Raw genomic sequence first — 21,908 nt, 5'->3', positions numbered from 1 at the left:
GGCCAGCCCCCCCGCCCTCGCCCGCCCGCGCCGACGCCGCCCCCCCCCCCGCGGCGCGGCGGCCCCCCCCCGCCCCCCCCCCGCCCCCGCCCCCCCCTCCACCCGGGCCGGCGGGACCCCTGGGACTGCTGGTCCGGCCGGGAACGGCTCCGGCGCGTGCGGGCCTTCCTGCGGCAGCTGCGCTCCTACACTCGGGCGCGTGGACACCGCCGTGACCGACCCCGTGGTGGGGATGGTCCTCGAGGGGCGCTACCGCCTCGAGGAGCGGCTGGCCCGCGGCGGCATGTCCACCGTCTACGCCGCCACCGACCTGCGCCTGGACCGCACGGTCGCGGTCAAGGTGATGGCCGAGCACCTGATGCACGACCCGTCCTTCGTCGACCGGTTCACCCGGGAGGCGCGGGCCGCGGCGATGCTCAGCCACCCCAACGTCGTGTCGGTCAGCGACCAGGGCAGCGACCAGGGCCTGGTGTTCCTGGTCATGGAGCTGGTCCGCGGCCGCACCCTGCGCGACCTGCTGCAGGCCCGCGGCCGGCTCACCGTCGGCGAGGCGTTCGCCGTCCTCGAGCCGGTGCTGTCCGGGCTGGCCGCCGCCCACCGGGCCGGCATCGTCCACCGCGACATCAAGCCGGAGAACGTGCTCATCGGGCACGACGGCGTGGTGAAGGTGGCCGACTTCGGCCTGGCCCGCGCCGTCGCCGGCACCGGGCAGACCAGCCACACCGGCGGCGTCCTCATCGGCACCGTCGCCTACCTCTCCCCCGAGCAGCTCGAGCGCGGCAAGGCCGACGCCCGCAGCGACGTCTACGCCGCCGGGATCGTGCTGTTCGAGATGCTCACCGGGCACCCGCCCTTCGGCGGCGACACCCCGCTCGCGGTCGCCTACCAGCACGTGCACCACGACGTCCCGACGCCGTCGGAGGAGGTCCCGGGGCTGGCCTGGCAGGTCGACGAGCTCGTCGCCCGCACGACCCGCCGCGACCCGGTGGTGCGGCCGCTGGACGCCGGCGCCTTCCTGGCCGACCTGGAGGACGTGCGCTCCGACGTCGGCATCCCCCGCGTCCCCGTGCCCACCGGCCGCAGCTCCGCCGGGCCGGACACCCTGCGGCCCACCAACCGGCCGACCCGCCCCCGGGCCACCGGCCCGCAGCGGCACCCCAGCACCCCCGGCGACGGCACCGAGGTCCTCGGCGGCGGCCGCCCGCGCGGCTCCCGGACCAGCATGCTGCCCGGCATGGGCTCCGGCCCCACGACCGACGTGGGCGGGGCCCGGCCCACCCCGCCCCGGCCGCGGCCCGGCGTGCCGGACTCCGTCCGCCGGCGCCGCGCCCGCCTGGCGATCGCCGTCGTCCTGCTGCTCGTCGTCACCGTCGGCGCCGTCGGCTGGTGGTTCGGCTCGGGCCGGTGGACGACGGTCCCCCAGCTCGTCGGCCTGGACCGCGAGGCCGCCGTGGGGCAGCTGCAGGAGGCCGGCCTCGAGCCGGACTGCTGCGAGGAGGTCTTCAGCGAGGAGGTGCCCGCCGGGCAGGTCATCGCCGCCGACCCGGCCGACGGCGACGCCATCCGTGGCACCGACGTCCGCCTCACCGTCTCCAAGGGTCCCGAGCGGTTCTTCGTCGAGGCCGCATGGGCCGGCCTGCCGATCGAGGACGTCCGCGCCCGGCTCGACGGCGTGCCCGTCGCCGTGACCGAGGTGCAGGACTACGACAACGAGGTCCCCGTCGGCCACGTGACCGGCTTCGACCCGGCGCCGGGCACGCCCATGCCCCGGGACTCCGCCCTGACCGTGTTCGTCAGCCGCGGGCACGAGCCCGTCGCGATCCCCGCGGTGGTCGGGGTGGCCGCCGACGACGCGCAGGACACCCTGGAGCAGCTCGGCTTCACCGTCGAGCGGACCACCGGCCGCAGCCCCGACGTGGAGACCGGCGAGGTCATGGCCGTATCGCCCGGCTCCGGCGAGGTCGTCGCGTACGGGAGCACCGTCACCGTCCAGGTGTCCGAGGGCCTGCCGCAGGTCGAGGTCCCCGACGTGCGCGGCATGGACGCCGACGAGGCCACCGAGCAGCTCGAGGCGCTGGGCCTGCAGGTCGAGGTGGACACCTTCATCGCGGGCTCGACCGTCCGCTACCAGAACCCCAGCGGCGGCACCGTCGAGTGGGGCACGACGATCAGGCTGCTGGTCACCTTCTGAGGGAGCACGTGCGCACACCCCGTGTCGCGCCGCCGGTCGGCGCGCACATCCAGATCAAGGGCGGGCTGGCCAAGGGCGGGCTGCCGTACACCGACGCCACCGGGGCCCGGGCCGTCCAGGTCTTCGTCGGCAACCCGCGCGGCTGGAAGCCGACCCCGGGCACCCCCGCCCAGGACGCCGCCTTCACCGCCGGCTGCGCCGAGCGCGGGATCCCGTCGTTCGTCCACACGCCGTTCCTGGTGAACGTCGGCTCCCCCACCGAGGCCACCGTCGAGGCCTCGATCGCGAGCATCGCGCACAACCTGGCCCGCGGCGCCGAGCTGGGCTGCGCCGGGGTGGTCGTGCACGCGGGCTCCGCCGTCGGCGAGGACCGGTACGACGACGCCCTCCGCCAGCTGCACGAGCGCCTGCTGCCGGTGCTCGACGCCGCGCCCGCCGACGGGCCGCGGCTGCTGATCGAGCCGACCGCGGGCGGCGGGAGGTCGCTGGCCGCCACGGTCGAGGACCTGGGCCCGTACCTGGCGGCGCTGGAGATGCACCCGCTGGTCGGCGTCTGCTTCGACACCTGCCACGCCTGGGCCGCCGGCCACGACCTGGCCACCCCCGGCGGGATGACGGCGACCCTGGACGCGCTGGAGGCCGCGGTCGGCCCCGGCCGGCTGGGGCTGGTGCACGCCAACGACTCCCTCGACGGGTGCGGGTCCAAGCGCGACCGGCACACCACGATCGGGGAGGGCCGGATCGGGGCGGCGCCGTTCGCGGAGCTGCTCGCGCACCCCTCGACGTCCGGCGTCCCGGTCGTCGTCGAGACCCCCAGCGAGGCCCACGGCACCCCGTGGGGCGGCCACGCCCGCGACATCGCGCTGCTGTGCGCCCTCCGCGACGGGACGGCGCTGCCGGAGGGCGGCGCGGCCGCCTGACCAGCGGCGGAGCAGTTCACCCACCAGTGACTCTTGGCACACAGGCAAGGCTGGGCTAACTTAGGCGGGCCTTCCCGTCGCAGCACCCAGGAGCGCGCCCGTGTACGTCTGCATCTGCTTCGCCGTCACCGAGGTCGAGCTGACCGGTGTCCTGGCCGCGGGCGCGCGGACCGAGGAGGAGGTCGGCGACGCCTGCGGCGCGGGCACCGGCTGCGGCAGCTGCCTCGACCGGATCTGCGACCGGATCAGCGCCGTCGACCCGCTGCACGGCCTCGCCGTGGCGGCCGCCGACGCCGCCTGATCGGCGCAAAACCGCAGGTGAGCCTACCCACAGCAAGGGTGACCTGAAGAGGTGGCACCCCCACGGCTCCGGTTAGCCTCGTCGCAGCCGGACCCCAGGGAGGACCCCATGCAAGGCGACGCTCGCGTCATCCAGATGCTCAACGAGCAGCTCACCAGCGAGCTGACCGCGATCAACCAGTACTTCCTGCACGCGAAGATGCAGGAGAACTGGGGCTACAACAAGCTCGCCGCGTACACCCGCAAGGAGTCCATCGAGGAGATGGTCCACGCGGAGCGGATCACCGAGCGCATCCTGTTCCTCGAGGGCCTGCCGAACTACCAGAAGCTGCTCGCCCTGCGCATCGGCCAGACCGTCCGCGAGCAGTTCGAGGCCGACATGGCCATCGAGCTCGAGGTCGTCGAGCGGCTGCGGCCCGCCGCCGCCTACTGCGACGAGGTCGGCGACCGGGTCACCAAGAACCTCTTCGAGGAGATCCTCCAGAACGAGGAGGAGCACATCGACTACCTCGAGACGCAGCTGCACCTGATGGACACCATCGGCGAGCAGCTCTACCTCGCCGGCCAGATCGACCACCCGACCACCGGCAACGGCTGACCGGACCCCGGCTGCCGCGGGCCCGTACCCCTGCCGGGGTGCGGGCCCGTCGTCGTCCCGGGCGTCTCGTCCGGCACTCCCGTCCCGCGTCCGCGTGGGAATCCGGCCGGGCCCGTCTCGTCGTGTTGGCTGCCGACGCCCCCGCCCCGGGGGTGCCGTCCGCCCGAGGAGTGCCCGTGTCCGTCCGCCGTCCCCTCGCCGCCCTCAGCGCGGCCCTGCTGACCTGCGCGGGTCTCGCCGCCGGCGTCGGCACCGCGTCCGCCGCGCCGTCCTCCCCGAGGGCCGACTACATCGTCACGCTGGCGGACGACGCCCCGCAGAGCGCCGCTCTCCAGCATGCACGAGGGCTGGGCGGGCGGATCGGTCACACCTACACGCACGCGCTCAACGGCTTCTCCGTGTCGCTGCCCGAGCGCGCGGCCGCACGCTTGTCCGACCTGCCCGGCGTCGTCGACGTCGAGCCGGTCGTCACGGTGCAGGCCAAGCCGCAGGCGGCCCCGGCACCCCCGGCGCTGTGGGGCCTGGACCGCATCGACCAGCGCACGCTGCCCCTGAGCGCCATGCCGTACGCCCCCGCGGCCACCGGCGGCAGCAACGTCACCGCCTACGTCGTCGACACCGGGATCAACGCCGGGCACGAGGACCTGAGGGGTCGCGTCCTGTCCGGCACCGACCTCGTGGACGCCCTCCCCGCCGACGACTGCAACGGTCACGGCACGCACGTCGCGGGGACCATCGGCGGGACCCGCCACGGTGTCGCCCCGGCGGTCACCCTGGTCCCGGTCCGCGTGCTCGACTGTGCCGGCAGCGGCACCAATGCCGACGTCGTCAAGGGTCTGGACTGGGCGGCCGGACACCATGTGGGAGGTCCCGCGGTCGCCAACCTGAGCCTCGGCGGCGGCGCCAGCACGGCCGTGGACGCGGCGGTGAACGGGCTCATCGCGGACGGCGTCACCGTCGTGGTGGCCGCGGGCAACGGCAACCAGGCCGGGCGTCCGCAGAACGCGTGCAACTACTCCCCCGCGCGCGTGCCGGCGGCGCTGACCGTCGCCGCCACCGACAGCACCGACACCGTGGCCTCGTTCAGCAACTACGGGACGTGCGTGGACCTGTACGCGCCCGGCGTCTCGATCACCAGCACCTGGTACGGGAACCCGACCGCCACGAGGACGATCAGCGGCACCTCGATGGCCAGCCCGCACGTCGCCGGCGCCGCGGCCGTGTACCTGACGGCGCACGCCGCGGCCTCCCCCGCGGACGTCGCAGCGGCGATCACCGGTACCGCCACCGGCGCCACGACCGCCGACGTCGTGCGGGGAGCACCGGCCGGCACGCCCAACCTGCTGCTCTTCGCCGGGGCCGACCTGGTGACCGCCGGCTCGACGGCCACCAGCTGAGCTCGGGGCCGGGTCGCCGCGAAGGGCGGCCCGGCCCACCCGGCGTCAGCGGTCGAGGAACTCGACCAGCACGTCCGCGGCGCGCTCCACGGCGGCCCGGTCCACGTCCAGGTGGGTGACCAGCCGCAGCTTCCGCGGGCCGACCTGCGACACCAGCACGCCCCGCGCCTTGGCCGCCTCGGCGACCACCGGCGCGGGGACGTCGTCGACCACGACGATGTTCGTCTCCACCCGCGCCTCGTCGACGCCCAGGCGCTTGGCCAGCACGCGGGCGTGCTCGTGGTCCTCGGCGAGCCGCTCGAGGTGGTGGTCCAGTGCGTACTGCCCGGCCGCGGCCAGCACGCCGACCTGGCGCATGCCGCCGCCGAGGCGCTTGCGCCACAGCCGGCCGGTCGCGATCCGCTCGGCGGAGCCCACCAGCACCGACCCGACCGGCGCGCCCAGGCCCTTCGAGAGGCACACCGAGGCCGTGTCGACCAGCCGGCCGTAGGTCTCCAGCGCCACGCCGGAGGCCACCGAGGCGTTGAACAGCCGGGCGCCGTCGAGGTGGACGGCGACGCCGTGGTCGCGCGCCCAGCCCGACAACCGCTCCAACTGGTCCAGCGGCTGGACCAGCCCGCCGCCGCGGTTGTGCGTGTTCTCCACGGCGATCGCCGCGGTGGCGGTCAGGTGCCAGTCGTCGCGGCCGCGCACCTGCTCGATGAGCTGGTCGGCGTCCAGCCGCCCGCCCGTGACCACCGTGCGGGTCGAGATGCCGAAGACGGCCGCGGCCGCGCCCATCTCGTAGGTGACGACGTGGGCGTCGGCGTCGCAGAGGACCTCCTGGCCCGGCTCGCAGACCAGCCGCATCCCGATCTGGTTGCCCATCGTCCCCGAGGGGACGAACAACGCGGCCTCGTGCCCGAGCAGGCCGGCGACCCGCTCCTCCAGTGCCCGGACCGTCGGGTCCTCGGCGTAGACGTCGTCGCCGACCTCCGCCTCGGCCATGGCCCGGCGCATGCCGGGCGATGGCCGGGTGACGGTGTCGGAGCGGAGGTCGACCAGGTCGGACACACTCAGCCGCGCAGCATCTCGGCGACGAGGAACGCCAGCTCCAGCGACTGCCCGGTGTTCAGCCGCGGGTCGCAGGCGGTCTCGTACCGGCTGTTGAGGTCCTCGTCGCTGATCTCCATGGCCCCGCCCAGGCACTCGGTGACGTCCTCACCGGTGAGCTCGACGTGGATGCCGCCGGGCCAGGTGCCCAGCGCCCGGTGCACGTCGAAGAAGCCGAGCACCTCGTCGACCACCCGGTCGAAGTGCCGGGTCTTGTAGCCGGTGGAGGACTCGTGGGTGTTGCCGTGCATCGGGTCGCACTGCCAGACGACGGTGTGCCCGCTGGCGGTGACCTTCTCCACGATGGGCGGCAGGACGTCGCGGATCTTCCCGTTGCCCATCCGGCTGATCAGCGTCAGCCGGCCGGGGATGCCGTCGGGGTCGAGGCGCTCGACGAGGTCGACGGCCTGCTCGGGCGTCGTCGTGGGGCCGATCTTGACGCCGATCGGGTTGGCGATCCTGGAGAAGAACTCGACGTGGGCGCCGTCCATCTGGCGGGTCCGCTCGCCGATCCAGACGAAGTGCGCGCTGGCGGCGTAGGCGCGGCCCTCGTGCACGCGCAGCAGCGCCCGCTCGTAGTCGAGGATCAGGCCCTCGTGGCTGTTGTAGAGCTCGACCCCGCGCAACGCGTCGGAGTCGATGCCGCAGGCCTTCATGAACGCCAGCGCCCGGTCGATCTCGCGGGCGATGACCTCGTACCGCACGCCGGCCGGGGAGTTGGCGACGAAGTCCTTGTTCCAGTCGTGGACGGCGTGCAGGTCGGCCAGGCCGCCGCGGGCGTAGGCGCGGATCATGTTCATCGCGGCCGCGGAGTTGGCGTAGGCGCGCACCAGCCGGTTCGGGTCCGGGATCCGCTTCTCGAGCACCGGCTCGAGCGAGTTGACCATGTCGCCGCGGTAGGACGGCAGGCCGAGCGCGTCGAGGTTCGACGACCGGGGCTTGGCGTACTGACCGGCCACCCGGCCGACCTTGACCACCGGGACGCTCGCGCCGTAGGTGAGGACGACGGCCATCTGCAGCAGCGTCCGCGTGGTGCTCTGCAGGTGCGGCTCGGTGTTCAGGTCGAAGGTCTCGGCGCAGTCGCCGCCCTGCAGCAGGAAGGCCTTGCCCTGTGCCACCTCGGCCAGCTGCGCGCGCAGCGTGTCGACCTCGCTGGGCGCGACGATCGGCGGCACGGTCGACAGGGTGTCCAGGACGGCGTCGAGGGCGCCGCGGTCGGGCCACTCGGGCTGCTGGGCGGCGGGCAGCTCCCGCCACCGGTCCAGGTCGGGGACCAGCTCAGCAGGTTCGGTCAGGCTCACGGTCCCAGGGTACGTGGAAGGGCCCCGCCGCCTCCCAGCACTCGCACGCTCGCGCCGGGACCCTGCGCCGGGGCCGTCAGCCGAAGAAGACCTCGGCCTCGGCGTACCTCTCCAGGGGAACGAGCTTCAGCCGCGCGGTCGCCTCGGCGACCGGCACCCGCACGATGTCGGTCCCGCGCAGCGCGACCATGACCCCGGTGGCCCCGTCGTGCACCGCGTCGACCGCGGCCAGACCGAACCGGGTGGCGAGCACGCGGTCGAACTGCGAGGGGGTGCCGCCGCGCTGCACGTGCCCCAGCACCACCGCGCGCGCCTCGCGGCCGGTGCGCTCCTCGATGACCGCGGCCAGGGCCGCGCCGATGCCGCCGAGCCGCACGTGCCCGAAGGCGTCGGTCTGGCCGGTGGAGGTCACCAGGTCGCCGTCGGCGGGCCGGGCACCCTCGGAGACGACGACGATCGGCGAGTAGCCGGACTCGAACCGGTGGCGGCAGTGCGCCACGACGGCGTCGACGTCGAAGGGCCGCTCGGGCACCAGCACCACCGTCGCCCCGCCGGCCATCCCCGCGTGCAGCGCGATCCAGCCCGCGTGCCGGCCCATGACCTCGACGACGAGCGTGCGGTGGTGGCTGTCACCGGTGGTGTGCAGCCGGTCGATGGCCTCCATCGCCACCCCGACGGCGGTGTCGAAGCCGAACGTGTAGTCGGTGCCCTCCAGGTCGTTGTCGATCGTCTTCGGCACGCCCACGACCTGGACCCCGACGTCGCCCAGCCGCGCGGCGACGCCGAGGGTGTCCTCGCCGCCGATGGGCACCAGCGCGTCGATGCGCAGCCGCTGCAGGCAGTCGCGCAGCCGCTGCTCGCCGTCGTCCAGGGCGTACGGGTTGGTCCGGGAGGTGCCCAGCACGGTGCCGCCGCGGGGCAGCAGGCCGCGGACGGCGGCGAGGTCGAGCGGGACGGTGTCCCCCTCCAGCACGCCGCGCCAGCCGTCGCGGAAGCCGACCACCTCGTCGCCGTGCTGCCCGACCCCCTTGCGGACCACGGCGCGGATGACCGCGTTGAGACCGGGGCAGTCGCCCCCGCCGGTGAGGACGCCGATGCGCATGCTGGACCTCCGCGGAGCGGGCGGGTTCCCGGTCGGCGCCATCCTGCCGCACCGGGGGCCCGCTGGTCAGCGCCCTGCGGCCTCGATCGCGCGCCAGCGGGCCAGGTTGTAGCGGGCGTCGACCAGCGCGTCGTGGGTCCCGGCCGGCTTCGGCGGCAGCGGCGGCTGCCCCGCGTCGTCCCACCGCTGCCGCAGCTCGCGGGTGAACCGCGGGATCGCGCGGGGCAGCGCGGTCATCGGCCCCCACAGCTGGGCGAGCGCGACGTGGTCGTAGGCGGCGAACCAGGCCCACAGCTCGACCTCCTCCCCCGGTCCGGTGAGGAAGGCGAGAAGGTCGTCGCGGATCCGCCGGCGGTCGCGCCAGGCCCGGTCCGACGGCAGGGGCAGCTGGTCGAGCACGTTGCGGCGCACCCACGGGACGGCCTTGCGGTCGTCGAACTCGGTGCTGACGGCGTAGAACTCGCGACCGGCCTCGTCGACCACGCCGATGGAGACGAGGTCGATCGTCGTGCCGTCCTCGATGAACTCGGTGTCGTAGAAGAACCGCCGCACGGTCAGTCGCCCCCGCCCGTGCCGTCGTGCGGTGGCGCCGGCTCCTCCCAGCTGTCCCGCACGGCCACCGCCTCGACCTCCACGAGCTGGTCGGGCCAGCCGAGCACGGTCACGCCGACCAGGGTGCTCGGCGCGTCGTGGTCGGCGAAGGCCGCCCGGACCACGTCCCAGGCGGCCAGCAGGTCGGTGCGCTCGGTGGTGGCCACGTAGACGGTCGTCCGGAGGACGTCGCCGAGGCCGGCGCCGGCCGCCGCGAGGGCGGTCTCCAGGTTCGCCATGACCTGCCGCGCCTGGCCGGCGACGTCCCCGGGCGCGACGGTCGCGCCGTCCGCGTCCAGCGGGCAGGCGCCGGCGGTGAAGACCATCCGCCCGGGGTCGGTGACCGCGGCGTACGCGTAGGGGACCGCGCCGGTCAGGCCGGGCGGGCGGACGAGCTCGATGCCGGTGGTCACCGTTCGATCCTGGGGCACGACCGACCCGCTGTCGTGCGCAGCCCCTGCGCTCCCCCGGAGCCGCCGATAGGTTCGCCGGCATGCCGGTTCTCGCCATCGACGCAGGGACGACCGGGGTGACCGCGCTGGTCGTGAGCGAGGACGGCGGCGTCCTGGCCCGCGGCTACCGCGAGTTCGCGCAGCTGTTCCCCCGCCCCGGGTGGGTGGAGCACGAGCCCGACGACATCTGGACGGCGACGCTCGCCGCCTGCCGCGAGGCGCTGGCCGGCACCGGGCACCAGCCGACCTGCGTCGGCATCACCGACCAGCGCGAGACCGCCGTCGTCTGGGACCGGCGGACCGGCCGTTCGCCGCGGCCGGCGATCGTCTGGCAGGACCGGCGGACCACCGGCACCTGCGACCGGCTGCGCGAGGCCGGGCACGAGCCGCGCGTCGCCGAGCTGACCGGGCTGCGGCTGGACCCCTACTTCACCGGCACCAAGTTCTGCTGGCTGGCCGCCGAGGAACCCCGGGTGTGGGACGGCGTCCGCGACGGGTCGCTGGTGCTGGGCACGGTCGACTCCTACCTGGTGCACCGGCTGACCGGCGGCGCCGCGCACGTGACCGACCCGAGCAACGCCAGCCGCACGCTGCTCTACGACCTGGCCGCCGGGGACTGGTCCGACGAGCTGTGCGAGCTGTTCGAGGTCCCGCGCTCGGCGCTGCCCGAGCTCGTGCCCAGCTCCGGCGTCGTCGGCACGACCGACCCCGACGCCTTCCTCGGGCTGGAGCTCCCGGTCGCCGGCATCGCCGGCGACCAGCAGGCCGCGCTGTTCGGCCAGGCCTGCTACTCCCCCGGCGACTCCAAGTGCACCTACGGCACCGGCTCCTTCGTGCTCACCAACACCGGGACGACGCCGGTGCGCTCGGACGCCGGGCTGCTCACCACCGTGGCCTGGGACGTCGGCGACGGGCTCGTCTACGCGCTGGAGGGGTCGATCTTCGTCACCGGCGCGGCCGTGCAGTGGCTGCGCGACGGGCTGGGCCTCATCGACTCCGCCGCCGAGATCGAGGGGCTGGCCCGCACGGTGCTTGACTCCGGGGACCTGGTGTTCGTGCCGGCGCTGACCGGCATGGGCGCCCCGCACTGGGACCCGCACGCCCGCGGCGCGATCGTCGGCATCACCCGCGGCACCACGCGCGCGCACCTGGCCCGCGCCACGCTGGAGGCGATCGCCTTCGAGGTGCGCGACGTCGTGGACGTGATGGTCTCCGAGGCCGGCCTCGAGGTGCCCGAGCTGTCGGCCGACGGCGGGGCCAGCGCCAACGACCTGCTGCTGCAGCTGCAGGCCGACCAGCTCGGCGTGCCGGTCCGCCGTCCGCGGGTCACCGAGACGACGGCACTGGGCGCGGCCTTCCTGGCGGGCCTGGGCACCGGCGTCTGGGGCGGGCAGGACGAGCTGGCCGCCACCTGGGCGCTGGACCGCCGGTTCGAGCCCGAGCCCGGCCGCCGCGACGACGGCCGCCACGGCCGCTGGCGGGATGCCCTCGGCCGCGCCGGGCACTGGACCGGCTGAGCGGCCAGGGGGGCGGCCGGCGCGGGGCGCCGGGGTCAAGGCCAGCCTGGCCGGCGACCCCGCCGCCTTCTACGGCCGGCTCCCGGCCTGACCGCTGCCCGGCGGCCGCACGACCGCGGCCGCCGGGCAGCATCGACCCGTCTCACACCGCGGTGACCGGCGCCTTGTCCTCGGTGCCGTGGACCCGGCGGGCCCGCCGCGCACGCCGCCGGTCCAGCCAGAGCATGACGGGACCGGCCGAGACGCCGTGCACGAGCACCGACCCCAGGACGACCAGCACCGTGACGCGCCACAGCTGCTCGGCGCCCGGGATCTCCGCCTCCTCCAGGCCGTAGGCCAGGTAGTACAGCGAGCCCACGCCGCGGACCCCGAAGAAGGCGATCGCGTTGCGCTCCCACCGCCCGGTGTCCCCGCCGAGCTGCGCCACCCAGCCGGTCAGCGGCCGGACCACGAGGAGGAAGAGCGCGGCGAACACGTACTCCTCCCACCCGGTGCCGGCCAGCACGCCGCGCGCCACGGCTCCGCCGACGAGCACGAGGACGACGACGGTCAGCAGCCGCTCCAGCTGCTCGACGTAGGCGTGCAGCACCTGGTGCCGCCCGTGCTGCCGCTCGGCGGCGCGGACGGTGCAGGCGCCGACGAAGACCGCGACGAAGCCGTACCCACCGATCAGCTCGGCCAGGCCGTACGCCAGCGCGATGCCGGACAGCGCGATGAACCCCTCGGCCCGCTCCGCCAGCCCGACCCGCTCGGCGGGCCGGGAGAAGAACAGCGCCCGGAGCGCCCAGCCCACCGCGATGCCGGTGACCACCCCCGCGGTGAGCCGCCAGAGGACGTCGACCAGCAACCACTCCCCCAGCCAGCCCCCGGGTGCCAGCCCGGCCGCGGCGACGGCGATCGCGGCGTAGGTGAAGGGGAACGCCAGACCGTCGTTGAGCCCTGCCTCGGAGGTCAGCGCGAAGCGGGCCTCGTCCTCGCTCTCCACGTCCTCGGTCGGCTCGGCCACCTGCACCTCGCTGGCCAGCACCGGATCGGTCGGCGCGAGCGCGGCGGCCAGCAGCAGCGCGGCGGCGGCGCCGAGACCGAGCAGCCAGCCGCCGAGCAGCGCCATGGCCAGGATCGTCAGCGGCATGGTGATCCCGAGCAGCCGCCAGGTGGTGGACCACCGCCGCCACCCCACCGGCCGGTCCAGCGCGAGCCCCGCGCCCATGAGCGACACGAGGACCACGATCTCCGTGAGGTGCACGGTGGCCGTGCCGTGCTGGACGGGGTCCGGCGAGGGCAGGCCCTCGACCAGGGCGAAGCCGAGCACCCCGATGCCGACGAAGACCATCGGCATCGACAGCGGGGCGCGGCTCAGCGCCCGGGGCAGGAGGGCGGCCAGGAGGGTGGCGACCCCGGCTGCGGCGTAGGCCAGTCCGGTGGGGTCCAGGGGCACCCCGCCAGTGTGTGCGCGGGTGGTCCCGGCGGCTCGGCGGAGGTCAGGCCGGGCGCCGCTGGTTCCCCACGGACGAGCGCCCGAACTCCTGCCCCTGCAGCGCCTCGATGTCCCGCTCGAGCTGCGGCACGGCGGTGGCCGCGATGCGGGTCATGAGCCGCTCGGCCAGCGCCCCGGTGACGACCTGGCGGAGGGCGGCCACGGTGCCCACCGACCGGGGCACGAACACGCGGCGGCCGCGGGTCTCCAGGTTGTCCAGCAGCGCCTGGGCGCACTCCTCGACCGAGGTGTGGGCGCCCAGCGGGCCGGGGAGCCGCTTGCGGGTCTCGGCGAAGGTGGGCAGCGCCGCCTCCGTGTCGCGGACCAGGTCGGTGTCGATCCAGGTCGGGTGGGCGCTGGCCACGGTCACCCCGCGGTGGGCGACCTCGAGCCGCAGCGCGTCGCCGAAGCGCTCGACCCCGGCCTTGGACGCGCAGTACGCGCTCATCCCCGGCAGCACGGTGAAGGCGGCGGCCGAGCTGACGAGCAGCACGTGTCCCCGGCGCTTCGCCACGTAGGGCAGCGCGGCGTGGGCGGTCAGCATCGTGCCGATGAGGTTGACCTCGATGGTGCGCGCGAGCGCGTGCGCCGAACTGGTCATGACGGTGGTCAGCGGTGCGATGCCGGCGTTGGCGACGACGACGTCCAGCCCGCCGAAGGTGTCGACCACCCGCTGCACCGCCGTGGCCAGCGCCTCGGGGTCGGTGACGTCGCACTCGACCCACAGGTGCTCGGGCCCGAGCTCGTCGGCCACCCGGGCCAGCAGCTCCGGCTCCAGCCCGGCCAGCGCCACCCGGGCGCCCCGCGCCGCCGCCTTGCGGGCCAGGGCGGCACCGATGCCGCGGGCCGCGCCGGTGATCAGCACGCTCTTGCCGGCCAGGGGCGTGCGCGTGCGGGACAGAAGCGCCATCGGGGACTCCAGGGCTCGGTGCGCTCGTGTTGAGCACTGCTCAAGAGCCGTTGTAGCTTGCTGACCGTTGCTCAGCAAGCCGAGGACAGGAGCACCCCACGGTGACCAGCACGCTCGAGACCCGGTCCGACGCGGACCGGGCGGCCCGCACCGTGCGGGTGGCGATCATCGGGACCGGCTTCGCCGGGCTGGGGATGGCCATCGCGCTGCGCCGCCGCGGCGAGGAGGACTTCGTGCTGCTGGAGCGTGCCGACGACGTCGGCGGCACCTGGCGCGACAACCACTACCCCGGCGCCGCCTGCGACGTGCAGTCGAACCTCTACTCGTTCTCCTTCGCGCCCAACCCCGACTGGCCGCGCTCCTACTCCGAGCAGCCGGAGATCCAGGCCTACCTGCAGGCCACCGCCGACCGCTACGGCGTCCGCGAGAGGTGCGTGTTCGGCGCGGAGGTCACCGCGGCCCGCTGGGACGACGCCGCGCGCCAGTGGGTGGTCACCACGACGGCCGGCGAGTTCCGGGCGACCGTCCTGGTCTCCGCCGCCGGGGCGCTGGCCGACCCGACGTACCCCGACATCCCGGGCCTCGACTCCTTCGCCGGCACCGTCATGCACTCGGCCCGCTGGGACGCCGGCCACGACCTCACCGGCGAGCGGGTCGCGGTCATCGGCACCGGCGCCTCGGCCATCCAGATCGTCCCGGCGATCCAGCCGCGGGTGGAGAGCCTCGCCGTCTACCAGCGGACGCCGCCGTGGATCGTGCCGCGCACCGACCACCCGGTGCGGCCCTGGACGCAGCGGCTCTACCGGGGGCTGCCGGGGTTCCAGAAACTGGTGCGCGCCGTCCTCTACGTCGTGCGGGAGCTCCTCGTCGTCGGCATGGCCAAGCGGCGGCGGTTCCTGAAGCCGGTCGGCCGCCTCGCGCGGGCGCACCTGGCGCGGCAGGTGCGCGACCCGAAGCTGCGCGCGGCCCTGACGCCGGACTACACGATCGGCTGCAAGCGGATCCTGATCAGCAACGACTACTACCCGGCGGTCGCGGCCCCCAACGCCGAGCTGGTGACCGCCGGGATCGCCGAGGTCCGGCCGCACTCGGTCGTCACGCGCGACGGGCTGGAGCGGCCCACCGACACCATCGTGCTGGCCACCGGCTTCCACGTGACCGACCTGCCGATCGCCGAGCGGATCGCCGGCCGCGACGGGCGCACGCTGGCCGAGGTGTGGGCCGAGGGCATGGTCAGCAACCGCAGCACCACCGTGGCCGGGTTCCCGAACCTGTTCCTGCTGGTCGGGCCGAACGTCGGCGTCGGCCACACGTCGATGGTCTACATGATCGAGTCGCAGGTCGCCTACGTCGACGACGCCCTGCAGACCATGGCCGCCGAGGGCCTGGCGGTGCTGGAGACCACGCCCGAGGCGCAGCGCGCCTACCGCGACCTCATCGCGAGGAGGTCACGGGGCACCGTCTGGCTGACCGGCGGCTGCGCCTCCTGGTACCTGGACCGGCACGGGCACAACACCACCCTCTGGCCGGACTTCACCTTCCGGTTCCGGCGGATGACCCGCCGGCTGGACCGCGAGAACTACGTCGGCACCCCCGCCGGCGACCGGCGTCCCTCGGAGGTGGCGGCGTGACCGGCCGACAGCTGCGGCAGCGACGCACGGCCGCCGTCCGCACCGACGACGACGCGCTGCTGCACGCCACGGTGGACGGCTCGGACGACGCGCCGGTGACCCTCGTCCTCGCCCACGGCTGGACGCTCTCGCAGGCCTCCTGGGACGACCCGGTCGAACGGCTCGTCCCCCGCATCGCCGCCGGCGACCTGCGGCTGGTCCGCTACGACCAGCGCGGCCACGGCCGGTCGACCTGGGCGGCGGGCGACGACGACCCGGCCGCGGTGACCATCGACCGGCTGGGCCTGGACATGGGGAACGTGCTGGACCGGCTGGCGCCCCGCGGCCCCGTCGTCGTGGCCGGCCACTCGATGGGCGGCATGACGATCATGTGCCTGGCCGCGGCCCGCCCGGAGCTGTTCGGCGACCGGGTGCGCGGTGCCCTGCTGGTGTCGACGTCGGCCGGCGAGCTCGGGCCGCCACCGGGGACGACCCAGGAGCGGCTGGCCCGCCGGTTCGCCCCCGGGCTGGTCGCCGCCGCGGTGGGCGGCGCGCGGGTGGTCGAGGCCCTGCGACGCCTCGCCCCGCCGGCCGGCCGGCGGCACCGGCAGCTGGTCCGCGGGCTGCTGTACGGCGCCGACGCGACCGACGAGATGGTCCGCGAGGGCGCGGAGATCATGCACGCCTCGACGGTCCGCGCGTTCGCCGTCTTCTACCCGGCGCTCGGGGACCACGACAAGCGAACCGAGCTGGCCGCGCTGTCGCGGGTGCCGGTCGAGGTCCTCGTCGGCGACGGCGACAAGCTCACCCCGGTGCGGCACAGCCGGCAGCTGGCCGAGGCGCTGCCCGACGCGGTGCTGCACGTGGCGCCGCGCACGGGGCACATGCTGCTGCAGGAGCGGACCGGGCTCGTCGTCGACGCCCTCGACCGGCTGCTCGCCGGGGCGCTCGACCGGGTCGCCGCCTGACCGTGGCCCCCGCCGGAGCCGGACCGTCCCGGCGCCGCTCGGCCGGCGACCGCCGTGCCCAGCTGGTCGCGATCGGCCTGGAGCTGCTGCCCACCACCCCGGTGCAGGAGCTCACGATCGACGAGGTGGCCCGCCGGGCGGGGATCAGCCGCAGCCTGCTGTTCCACTACTTCGCCAGCAAGCGCGACTACTACACCGCCGTCACCCGGGCGGCGGCCGACGTCCTGCTCGAGCACCTGGCGCCGCGGCCGGGCCTGCCGGCCGGCGAGCAGGCCGCCGGGATGCTGGAGCGCTACGTCTCCTGGGTGGAGACCTACCGCGACGCGCACCTGTCGTTCGTCCGCGGCGCGGCGGCCGGCGACCCCTGGGTGGCCGAGGTGTACGACCAGACGCGCGAGCAGCTGGTCGAGGTCACGCTGACCGCCCTGGGCGCCCCGGACGACGCGCGCCGCCGGCAGCTCGTCCGGGCCTGGTTCGCCTTCACCGAGGACCTGGTGAGCCAGTGGGTGCGCGACCCCGCGATGGAGCGCGCGGAGCTGGTCGACCTGCTGCGCGGCCTGCTCGACCGGCTGCTGGAGCGCTAGCCCGCCAGCGCCTCGGGGGCCCGGTCCCCGGCCTCGTCGGCCGGGGGCTGCAGCCGGCGGACCGCCTCGGAGGCGCTCACCCCGCCGGCGTCCATCGACTTCTTCACCTGCGCGCCGTACACGTCCACGTACTCCTGGCCCGACAGGGTCATGACCTCGTACATGATCTCGTCGGTGATCGAGCGCTCGACGAAGCGGTCGCCGGCCAGCCCCTCGTAGCGGGAGAAGTCCAGCGGCCGGCCGAAGCGCACGCACACCTTCGGCAGGTACCGGCCGACCACCGGGATCCTGCGCTCGCGGTAGATCATCGCGACCGGGACGACGGGGACGCCGACCTCCAGCGCCATCCGGGCCACGCCGATCTTGCCGCGGTACAGCCGGCCGTCGGGCGACCGCGTGCCCTCGGGGTAGATGCCCAGCAGCTTGCCGTCGCGCAGGATGCGGACGCCGGTGCGGATGGCGTCCTCGGCGGCCGACGCGCTGGACCGGTCGATCGGCACCTGGCCCGCACCGGAGAAGAAGGCGCGCTGCAGGAAGCCCTTCACGCCCTTGCCGGTGAAGTACTCCTGCTTGGCGAGGAACGTGACGCGGCGGCGCAGCTGCAGCGGCATGAAGATCCAGTCCGCGGCCGAGAGGTGGTTGCTCGCGAGGATGGCCGCACCGGAGCGCGGGACGTTGTCCACGCCCTCGGCCTGCGGCCGGCAGACGAGCGTGACCCAGGGCCCGATCGCCACGAACTTGAGGAACCAGTAGAACAACACGCCTCCCTCGGGAACTGTCAGACTAGGGAGCCGCGCGGCGGAACGACAATCCGCCCGCTCCCGTACCGCGACACGCCGGCCCGTCGGCACGGCCACCGGACGCCGAGGAGACCCGTGCCACCCACCCCGCCGCCGTCCGCCGGTGCGACCGTCGTCGCCGGCGCCGAGCCGTTCGCCTTCCCCGCCGGACCGGGCGGCGACGGCACGGGCGTCCTGCTCGTGCACGGGTTCACCGGGTCGCCGTTCAGCATGCGGCCGTGGGGCGAGCACCTGGCGGCCGAGGGCTTCGCCGTCCGCGCCCCCCTGCTGCCCGGTCACGGCACCCGCTGGCAGGACTGCAACCTCTCCACCGAGCCGGACTGGCTCGACGCGGTCGGCGGCGCCTTCGACGAGCTGCGCGCCGAGTGCGACCGGGTGGTCGTCGCGGGCCTGTCGATGGGCGGCACGCTGGCGGTCCGGCTGGCGGAGCTGCGGCCGGACGACGTCGCCGCGCTCGTCCTGGTCAACCCCTCACTGCTCACCGAGCGGCTCGACGCCAAGCTGCTGCCCGTGCTGGCGCGGCTCACGCCGAGCTGGAAGGCGATCGCCAACGACGTCAAGAAGCCGGGGGTCGACGAGCGCGCCTACGCGAAGCTGCCGACCCGCGCCGTGCTCGGCCTGCGCCGCCTCTGGACGGCCACCCGTGCCGACCTCGCCCGGGTCACCGCCCCGCTGCTGGTGTTCCGCAGCGTCATCGACCACGTGGTGGAGCCGGCCTCGGTGCGCGTGCTGCTGGCCGGGGTCTCCAGCACCGACACCACCGAGGTGCTGCTCGAGGACAGCTACCACGTGGCCACGCTCGACAACGACGCCCCGCGGATCTTCGCGGAGTCGGTGTCCTGGATCCGCGAGCGGGTGCCGGCGCCGGGGCAGGGCTCGTGAGCGAGCCCAGGCGCGGCCGGGGCCGCCGGGACAACGGCCTGGACGCCGCGCTGTGGTCGCCGCTGCGCGACGTGGACCCGCGGGTCGGGGAGCACCTGCTCGACGTCCTGCGCGAGGCGGGCATCGCCGCCTACCTGGAGCCGGCCACCGACGTCGGCCCCTACACCCGCACGGTCTTCCTCCCCAGCCCGCCCAGCGACCGGCTCTTCGTCGACCGGGCCCGGGTGCGGGAGAGCCGGGAGCTGGTCGAGCAGCACGGCGACGAGCACGCCCCGGAGCGGACCGCGACACCCCGGTCCGCCCGGCGGGAGGTCGACGAGGACGCCGAGTGGGCGCGCATCGTGTCGGCCTACGAGGCGGAGCACGGCCGGGTCGTCGTCGACCGCGAGCCGGCCGACGGAGCGCCCCCGGCGCCGCACGAGCTGCCGGTGCTCGACCGCCCCGAGGAGCACTTCGAGCCGCCGCCACCTCCTCCGGTGGGCGTGCCGTCCCCGAACACGCTCTACGCCAGCCTGCTGATCGCCGTCGGCGCGCTGCTGGTCATCGCGCCGGGCGTCGTCGGCCTGACCCTCGACGTCGGCCTGGTGCTGGGCGTCGCCGCCGTCGTCGGCGGGGTCTACATGCTCGTGTCGCGGATGCGCGAGCGCTCCGTCGAGGACGGCGACGACGGCGCGGTCGTCTGACGTCCCGCCGGCGGGGGTGCCTCTCGGCTAGCGGACGCCGGCCTCCAGCCGGGCGAGGTCGGCGGCACCGACCAGGCCGGCCTGGGCGCCCAGCGTCGCGGCGACGACCTCCGGGCCCGGGCGGAAGCCCCGCCCGGGCAGCGCCCGCTCCAGGCGCTCCCGCGCGGGCGCCAGCACCGCCTCCCCCAGCACGCTGACGCCCCCGCCGATCACGACGACGTCGGGGTCGAGGACGGCGGCGAGGTCGGCGATGCCCTGCCCCAGCCAGTGCCCGACCTCGGCGATCAGCTCCCGGGCCAGCGCGTCCCCCGCCGCGGCGGCCTCGGCGACGTCCTCGCCGGTGAGCGCGTCGGCCCGGCCGGCCACCCGCTCGAGCAGCCCGGCGGCCGCGGCCGGGGAGCTCCGCGCGACCTCCCGCGCGGTCGAGGCCAGGGCCGTGCCGCTGGCATACTGCTCCCAGCACCCGCGGTTGCCGCAGGCGCACAGCCGTCCGTCGGGGACGACGCGCATGTGGCCCCACTCCCCCGCCACGCCGTGCGCGCCGCGCTGCAGCCGGCCGTCGAGCACGATCCCGCCGCCGATCCCGGTGCCGAGCGTGACCATCAGCGCCAGCCGGGCGCCCCGGGCCGCACCGAACCGGTACTCGGCCCAGGCGGCCGCGTCGGCGTCGTTGCCCACCCACAGCGGGAGCGGCAGCCGCCGGGCCAGGTCTCGCCGCAGCGCGGTGTTGCGCCAGGCGAGGTGCGGGCTGAACAGGACCGTGTCCCCGGTGCGGTCGAACCAGCCGGCCGCACCGACCCCCACGCCGACCGGCGGCTCCCCCGCCGCGGCGGTGAGCTCCTCGACGACGGCGACGATCGCGTCCTCCGTCTCGGCCGGGGAGCCGCCGGGCGTCGTCCGGCGTGCCGTGCCGACGACGCCCCCCTCGGCGGTGACGAGGCCACCGGCGACCTTGGTGCCGCCGATGTCGACGCCGACGGCGGGGGCGTCCACCTCAGGCGATCTCGATGTGCTGCACCACGGGACCGGCGGTCTCGGGCCCCGGCTGCGGGCCCGGCGCGGCCGCGGGCTCCGCCCCGGCCGGCTGCTCCGCCCGCCCCGGCTCCTCCGCGGGGCGCCCGGGCTCGGCGGCCAGCGCCCGCAGGGCCGCGGCCGCGGCGCCGAGCGCGTCGGCCAGCGCCGCGGTCACCTCCGGCCGCTCGCCGCGCAGCACCGCCGCCGCCTGGCACAGCGGGCACCACCGGCAGTCGGACCCGTGCGCGGCGGCCGGCTCCGGCCCGTCCGCGGCGTCCGCGCGGTCGGCCGGCGCGGCGGCCGCCAGCGACTGCCCCAGCCCGGCCACGAGCCGCCGCGCGTGCTCCAGCCAGTCGTCCCCCGGGTTCATGCGGTGCTCCCCTCGGCGGCCAGCAGGTCGGCCGGCCACTGCTGCGGATCAGGTGCGAAGTCGACCTCCAGCCGCGCGGTCGCGGTGCCGGCGTCGGTCAGCGACCCGCCGGTCACCACGCAGCGGCGCAGCAGCGGGTCCAGGCGCAGCGAGCGGCGGGCGCCGGCCACCGTGACGACGAGGTCGTCGTCCCACCGGGTCAGCTCCAGCGCCCCGCGCCGCGCGAAGGGCAGCGGGACGGCGAGCCGCCACCCGCCGGGCACCCGCGCCGGCGCCGGGACCTCGGGCGACGCCACCGGCGCGACGGCGTCGGCGGCCAGCAGCGCGGCGAGCGCGTCGGCCCCGGCGGGCGCGCGGGCGAGCTCCGGGAGCGGCGCCACCGGGGCGAGGCCGGCCAGGTCGGCGAGGCAGCGGTCCTGCTCGGCGACGCGCGCGTCCCACCACGGGCCCGAGCCGCCGTCGGCCAGCACGCGCGCGTGCACCACGGCGGGACGCTGCCCGTGCAGCGCCAGCACCGGGAGCGCGTCGCGGACCGCGGCGACCGCGGCCTCCCGCGGCTCGGTGACCAGCCGCAGCTCGGTGGTGGCCGGGTCGGCGAGGTCCACCCGGGCGAGCAGCCGCTCGACCGCCGGCACCGCGGCGAGGGCGGCGTCCACCGGGCCGGGGCGGACGGCGCCGGTGCGCACCGCGGCGGTGCGGACGGCGCCCAGCATGCGCAGCCGGGTCGGCAGCACCTGGCCGAACCACCACCGCAGCCCCGCGGGCAGGGCCAGCAGCGCCAGCGCGGCCTCCAGCGGCCCCGCGTCCACCACGACGAGGTCGGCCCCGCCGTCGGCCTGGGCGTCGGCGAGCCCGGCGAGCAGCGCCAGGTCGGCCGCGCCCGGCGGCGCCACCACCGACGAGGCCGGCGGGACCGGCAGGTCGGGCAGGGCCGCGGTCAGCGCCGGGCCGACCGAGCCCCACAGGCCCTCGAAGGCCCGCTGCGGGTCGGGGGTGACCACGCGCAGGCCCTCGACGTCGCCGACCGGGACCGGCCGGCGGGACAGCAGCACGGCACGGCGGCCGGCGAGTGCCGCGCGGACGGCCAGGGCCGCCGACACCGTGGAGGAGCCGGCCCCGCCGGGACCGGTGACGAGCGTGGTGGTCACG

The 21,908-nt window shown here is 75.9% G+C and carries 22 protein-coding genes; 11 read left to right on the top strand and 11 right to left on the bottom strand.

Annotated elements, in window-relative coordinates; all coding sequences use genetic code 11:
• Nucleotides 1-199 precede the first annotated feature (199 nt).
• From pknB to ACI8AX_RS19380, 5 genes are all read left to right on the top strand, one after another.
• Complete coding sequence (pknB, locus tag ACI8AX_RS19400) at nucleotides 200-2,191, top strand: Stk1 family PASTA domain-containing Ser/Thr kinase (RefSeq protein WP_456551493.1); 1,992 nt, start codon at nucleotides 200-202, stop codon at nucleotides 2,189-2,191.
• Nucleotides 2,192-2,199: 8 nt separating this feature from the next.
• On the top strand, nucleotides 2,200-3,111 hold the full coding sequence (locus ACI8AX_RS19395; RefSeq protein ID WP_456551492.1) for a deoxyribonuclease IV: 912 nt from the start codon (nucleotides 2,200-2,202) through the stop codon (nucleotides 3,109-3,111).
• 100 nt (nucleotides 3,112-3,211) lie between these two features.
• Nucleotides 3,212-3,412, top strand: a complete 201-nt coding sequence (locus ACI8AX_RS19390; RefSeq protein ID WP_456551491.1) for a (2Fe-2S)-binding protein — start codon at nucleotides 3,212-3,214, stop codon at nucleotides 3,410-3,412.
• Nucleotides 3,413-3,520: 108 nt separating this feature from the next.
• Nucleotides 3,521-4,009: a bacterioferritin gene (gene bfr, locus ACI8AX_RS19385; RefSeq protein WP_456551490.1), complete on the top strand. Its 489-nt coding sequence runs from the start codon at nucleotides 3,521-3,523 to the stop codon at nucleotides 4,007-4,009.
• A 176-nt stretch (nucleotides 4,010-4,185) separates the two neighbouring features.
• Nucleotides 4,186-5,406 carry a S8 family peptidase gene (locus ACI8AX_RS19380; RefSeq protein WP_456551489.1) on the top strand — a complete coding sequence of 407 codons (1,221 nt, stop codon included), beginning with the start codon at nucleotides 4,186-4,188 and terminating at the stop codon, nucleotides 5,404-5,406.
• A gap of 45 nt (nucleotides 5,407-5,451) precedes the next feature.
• On the opposite strand, the gene ACI8AX_RS19375 is transcribed toward ACI8AX_RS19380, so the two are convergent.
• The 5 genes from ACI8AX_RS19375 to ACI8AX_RS19355 form a co-directional block, all read right to left on the bottom strand.
• Complete coding sequence (locus tag ACI8AX_RS19375) at nucleotides 5,452-6,459, bottom strand: threonine aldolase family protein (protein ID WP_456551488.1); 1,008 nt, start codon at nucleotides 6,457-6,459, stop codon at nucleotides 5,452-5,454.
• A gap of 2 nt (nucleotides 6,460-6,461) precedes the next feature.
• Entirely contained in the window at nucleotides 6,462-7,799 is a 1,338-nt protein-coding gene (locus ACI8AX_RS19370) for a class II 3-deoxy-7-phosphoheptulonate synthase (protein ID WP_456551487.1), read from the bottom strand.
• A gap of 76 nt (nucleotides 7,800-7,875) precedes the next feature.
• Nucleotides 7,876-8,901 (bottom strand): 6-phosphofructokinase, encoded by a 1,026-nt coding sequence (locus ACI8AX_RS19365; RefSeq protein ID WP_456551486.1) that lies wholly within the window; start codon nucleotides 8,899-8,901, stop codon nucleotides 7,876-7,878.
• A gap of 66 nt (nucleotides 8,902-8,967) precedes the next feature.
• Complete coding sequence (locus tag ACI8AX_RS19360) at nucleotides 8,968-9,453, bottom strand: polyadenylate-specific 3'-exoribonuclease AS (RefSeq protein ID WP_456551485.1); 486 nt, start codon at nucleotides 9,451-9,453, stop codon at nucleotides 8,968-8,970.
• 2 nt (nucleotides 9,454-9,455) lie between these two features.
• Nucleotides 9,456-9,905: a RidA family protein gene (locus tag ACI8AX_RS19355; RefSeq protein WP_456551484.1), complete on the bottom strand. Its 450-nt coding sequence runs from the start codon at nucleotides 9,903-9,905 to the stop codon at nucleotides 9,456-9,458.
• Between the two features lie 80 nt (nucleotides 9,906-9,985).
• Between ACI8AX_RS19355 and glpK the strand changes: the two genes are divergently transcribed.
• The gene (gene glpK / locus ACI8AX_RS19350) at nucleotides 9,986-11,461 is read left to right on the top strand and encodes a glycerol kinase GlpK (protein ID WP_456551483.1); all 1,476 of its coding nucleotides are present in this window, start codon (nucleotides 9,986-9,988) and stop codon (nucleotides 11,459-11,461) included.
• A 142-nt stretch (nucleotides 11,462-11,603) separates the two neighbouring features.
• On the opposite strand, the gene ACI8AX_RS19345 is transcribed toward glpK, so the two are convergent.
• Nucleotides 11,604-12,899, bottom strand: a complete 1,296-nt coding sequence (locus ACI8AX_RS19345; protein ID WP_456551482.1) for a cation:proton antiporter domain-containing protein — start codon at nucleotides 12,897-12,899, stop codon at nucleotides 11,604-11,606.
• Nucleotides 12,900-12,942: 43 nt separating this feature from the next.
• A complete protein-coding gene (locus tag ACI8AX_RS19340; RefSeq protein WP_456551481.1) occupies nucleotides 12,943-13,848 on the bottom strand; it encodes an SDR family oxidoreductase in 906 nt (301 codons plus the stop codon).
• Nucleotides 13,849-13,949: 101 nt separating this feature from the next.
• Here ACI8AX_RS19340 and ACI8AX_RS19335 point away from each other — a divergent pair, with 101 nt between their 5' ends.
• Genes ACI8AX_RS19335 through ACI8AX_RS19325 form a run of 3 tightly spaced genes read left to right on the top strand, consistent with a single transcriptional unit; the run spans nucleotide 13,950 to nucleotide 17,010 of the window.
• Nucleotides 13,950-15,479 (top strand): flavin-containing monooxygenase, encoded by a 1,530-nt coding sequence (locus ACI8AX_RS19335; protein WP_456551480.1) that lies wholly within the window; start codon nucleotides 13,950-13,952, stop codon nucleotides 15,477-15,479.
• Nucleotides 15,476-16,426, top strand: a complete 951-nt coding sequence (locus ACI8AX_RS19330) for an alpha/beta fold hydrolase (protein WP_456551479.1) — start codon at nucleotides 15,476-15,478, stop codon at nucleotides 16,424-16,426. Before ACI8AX_RS19335 ends, ACI8AX_RS19330 begins: the two co-directional genes overlap by 4 nt.
• 2 nt (nucleotides 16,427-16,428) lie before the next feature.
• Nucleotides 16,429-17,010: a TetR/AcrR family transcriptional regulator gene (locus ACI8AX_RS19325; protein WP_456551478.1), complete on the top strand. Its 582-nt coding sequence runs from the start codon at nucleotides 16,429-16,431 to the stop codon at nucleotides 17,008-17,010.
• Here ACI8AX_RS19325 and ACI8AX_RS19320 read toward each other — a convergent pair.
• A complete protein-coding gene (locus ACI8AX_RS19320) occupies nucleotides 17,007-17,771 on the bottom strand; it encodes a lysophospholipid acyltransferase family protein (protein WP_456551477.1) in 765 nt (254 codons plus the stop codon). The two genes, ACI8AX_RS19325 and ACI8AX_RS19320, sit on opposite strands and share 4 nt — an antisense overlap.
• A gap of 114 nt (nucleotides 17,772-17,885) precedes the next feature.
• Here ACI8AX_RS19320 and ACI8AX_RS19315 point away from each other — a divergent pair, with 114 nt between their 5' ends.
• Both ACI8AX_RS19315 and ACI8AX_RS19310 read left to right on the top strand, forming a co-directional pair.
• Nucleotides 17,886-18,692, top strand: coding sequence for an alpha/beta hydrolase (locus ACI8AX_RS19315; RefSeq protein WP_456551476.1), 807 nt, complete (start codon nucleotides 17,886-17,888; stop codon nucleotides 18,690-18,692).
• The gene (locus ACI8AX_RS19310) at nucleotides 18,689-19,375 is read left to right on the top strand and encodes a DUF308 domain-containing protein (protein WP_456551475.1); all 687 of its coding nucleotides are present in this window, start codon (nucleotides 18,689-18,691) and stop codon (nucleotides 19,373-19,375) included. The genes ACI8AX_RS19315 and ACI8AX_RS19310 overlap by 4 nt, the downstream gene beginning before the upstream one ends.
• Before the next feature lie 27 nt (nucleotides 19,376-19,402).
• Here ACI8AX_RS19310 and ACI8AX_RS19305 read toward each other — a convergent pair whose 3' ends face one another.
• Genes ACI8AX_RS19305 through ACI8AX_RS19295 form a run of 3 tightly spaced genes read right to left on the bottom strand, consistent with a single transcriptional unit; the run spans nucleotide 19,403 to nucleotide 21,907 of the window.
• Nucleotides 19,403-20,368 (bottom strand): ROK family protein, encoded by a 966-nt coding sequence (locus tag ACI8AX_RS19305; RefSeq protein ID WP_456551474.1) that lies wholly within the window; start codon nucleotides 20,366-20,368, stop codon nucleotides 19,403-19,405.
• A gap of 1 nt (nucleotide 20,369) precedes the next feature.
• Nucleotides 20,370-20,759 (bottom strand): hypothetical protein, encoded by a 390-nt coding sequence (locus ACI8AX_RS19300; protein ID WP_456551473.1) that lies wholly within the window; start codon nucleotides 20,757-20,759, stop codon nucleotides 20,370-20,372.
• Complete coding sequence (locus ACI8AX_RS19295; protein WP_456551472.1) at nucleotides 20,756-21,907, bottom strand: ion transporter; 1,152 nt, start codon at nucleotides 21,905-21,907, stop codon at nucleotides 20,756-20,758. The genes ACI8AX_RS19300 and ACI8AX_RS19295 overlap by 4 nt, the downstream gene beginning before the upstream one ends.
• Between the last annotated feature and the right edge of the window lies 1 nt (nucleotide 21,908).

Source organism: Blastococcus sp. SYSU D00813 (assembly GCF_054050735.1).
Note: the sequence above shows the minus strand (reverse complement) of the source record. Positions and strands in the feature narration are given on the sequence as shown.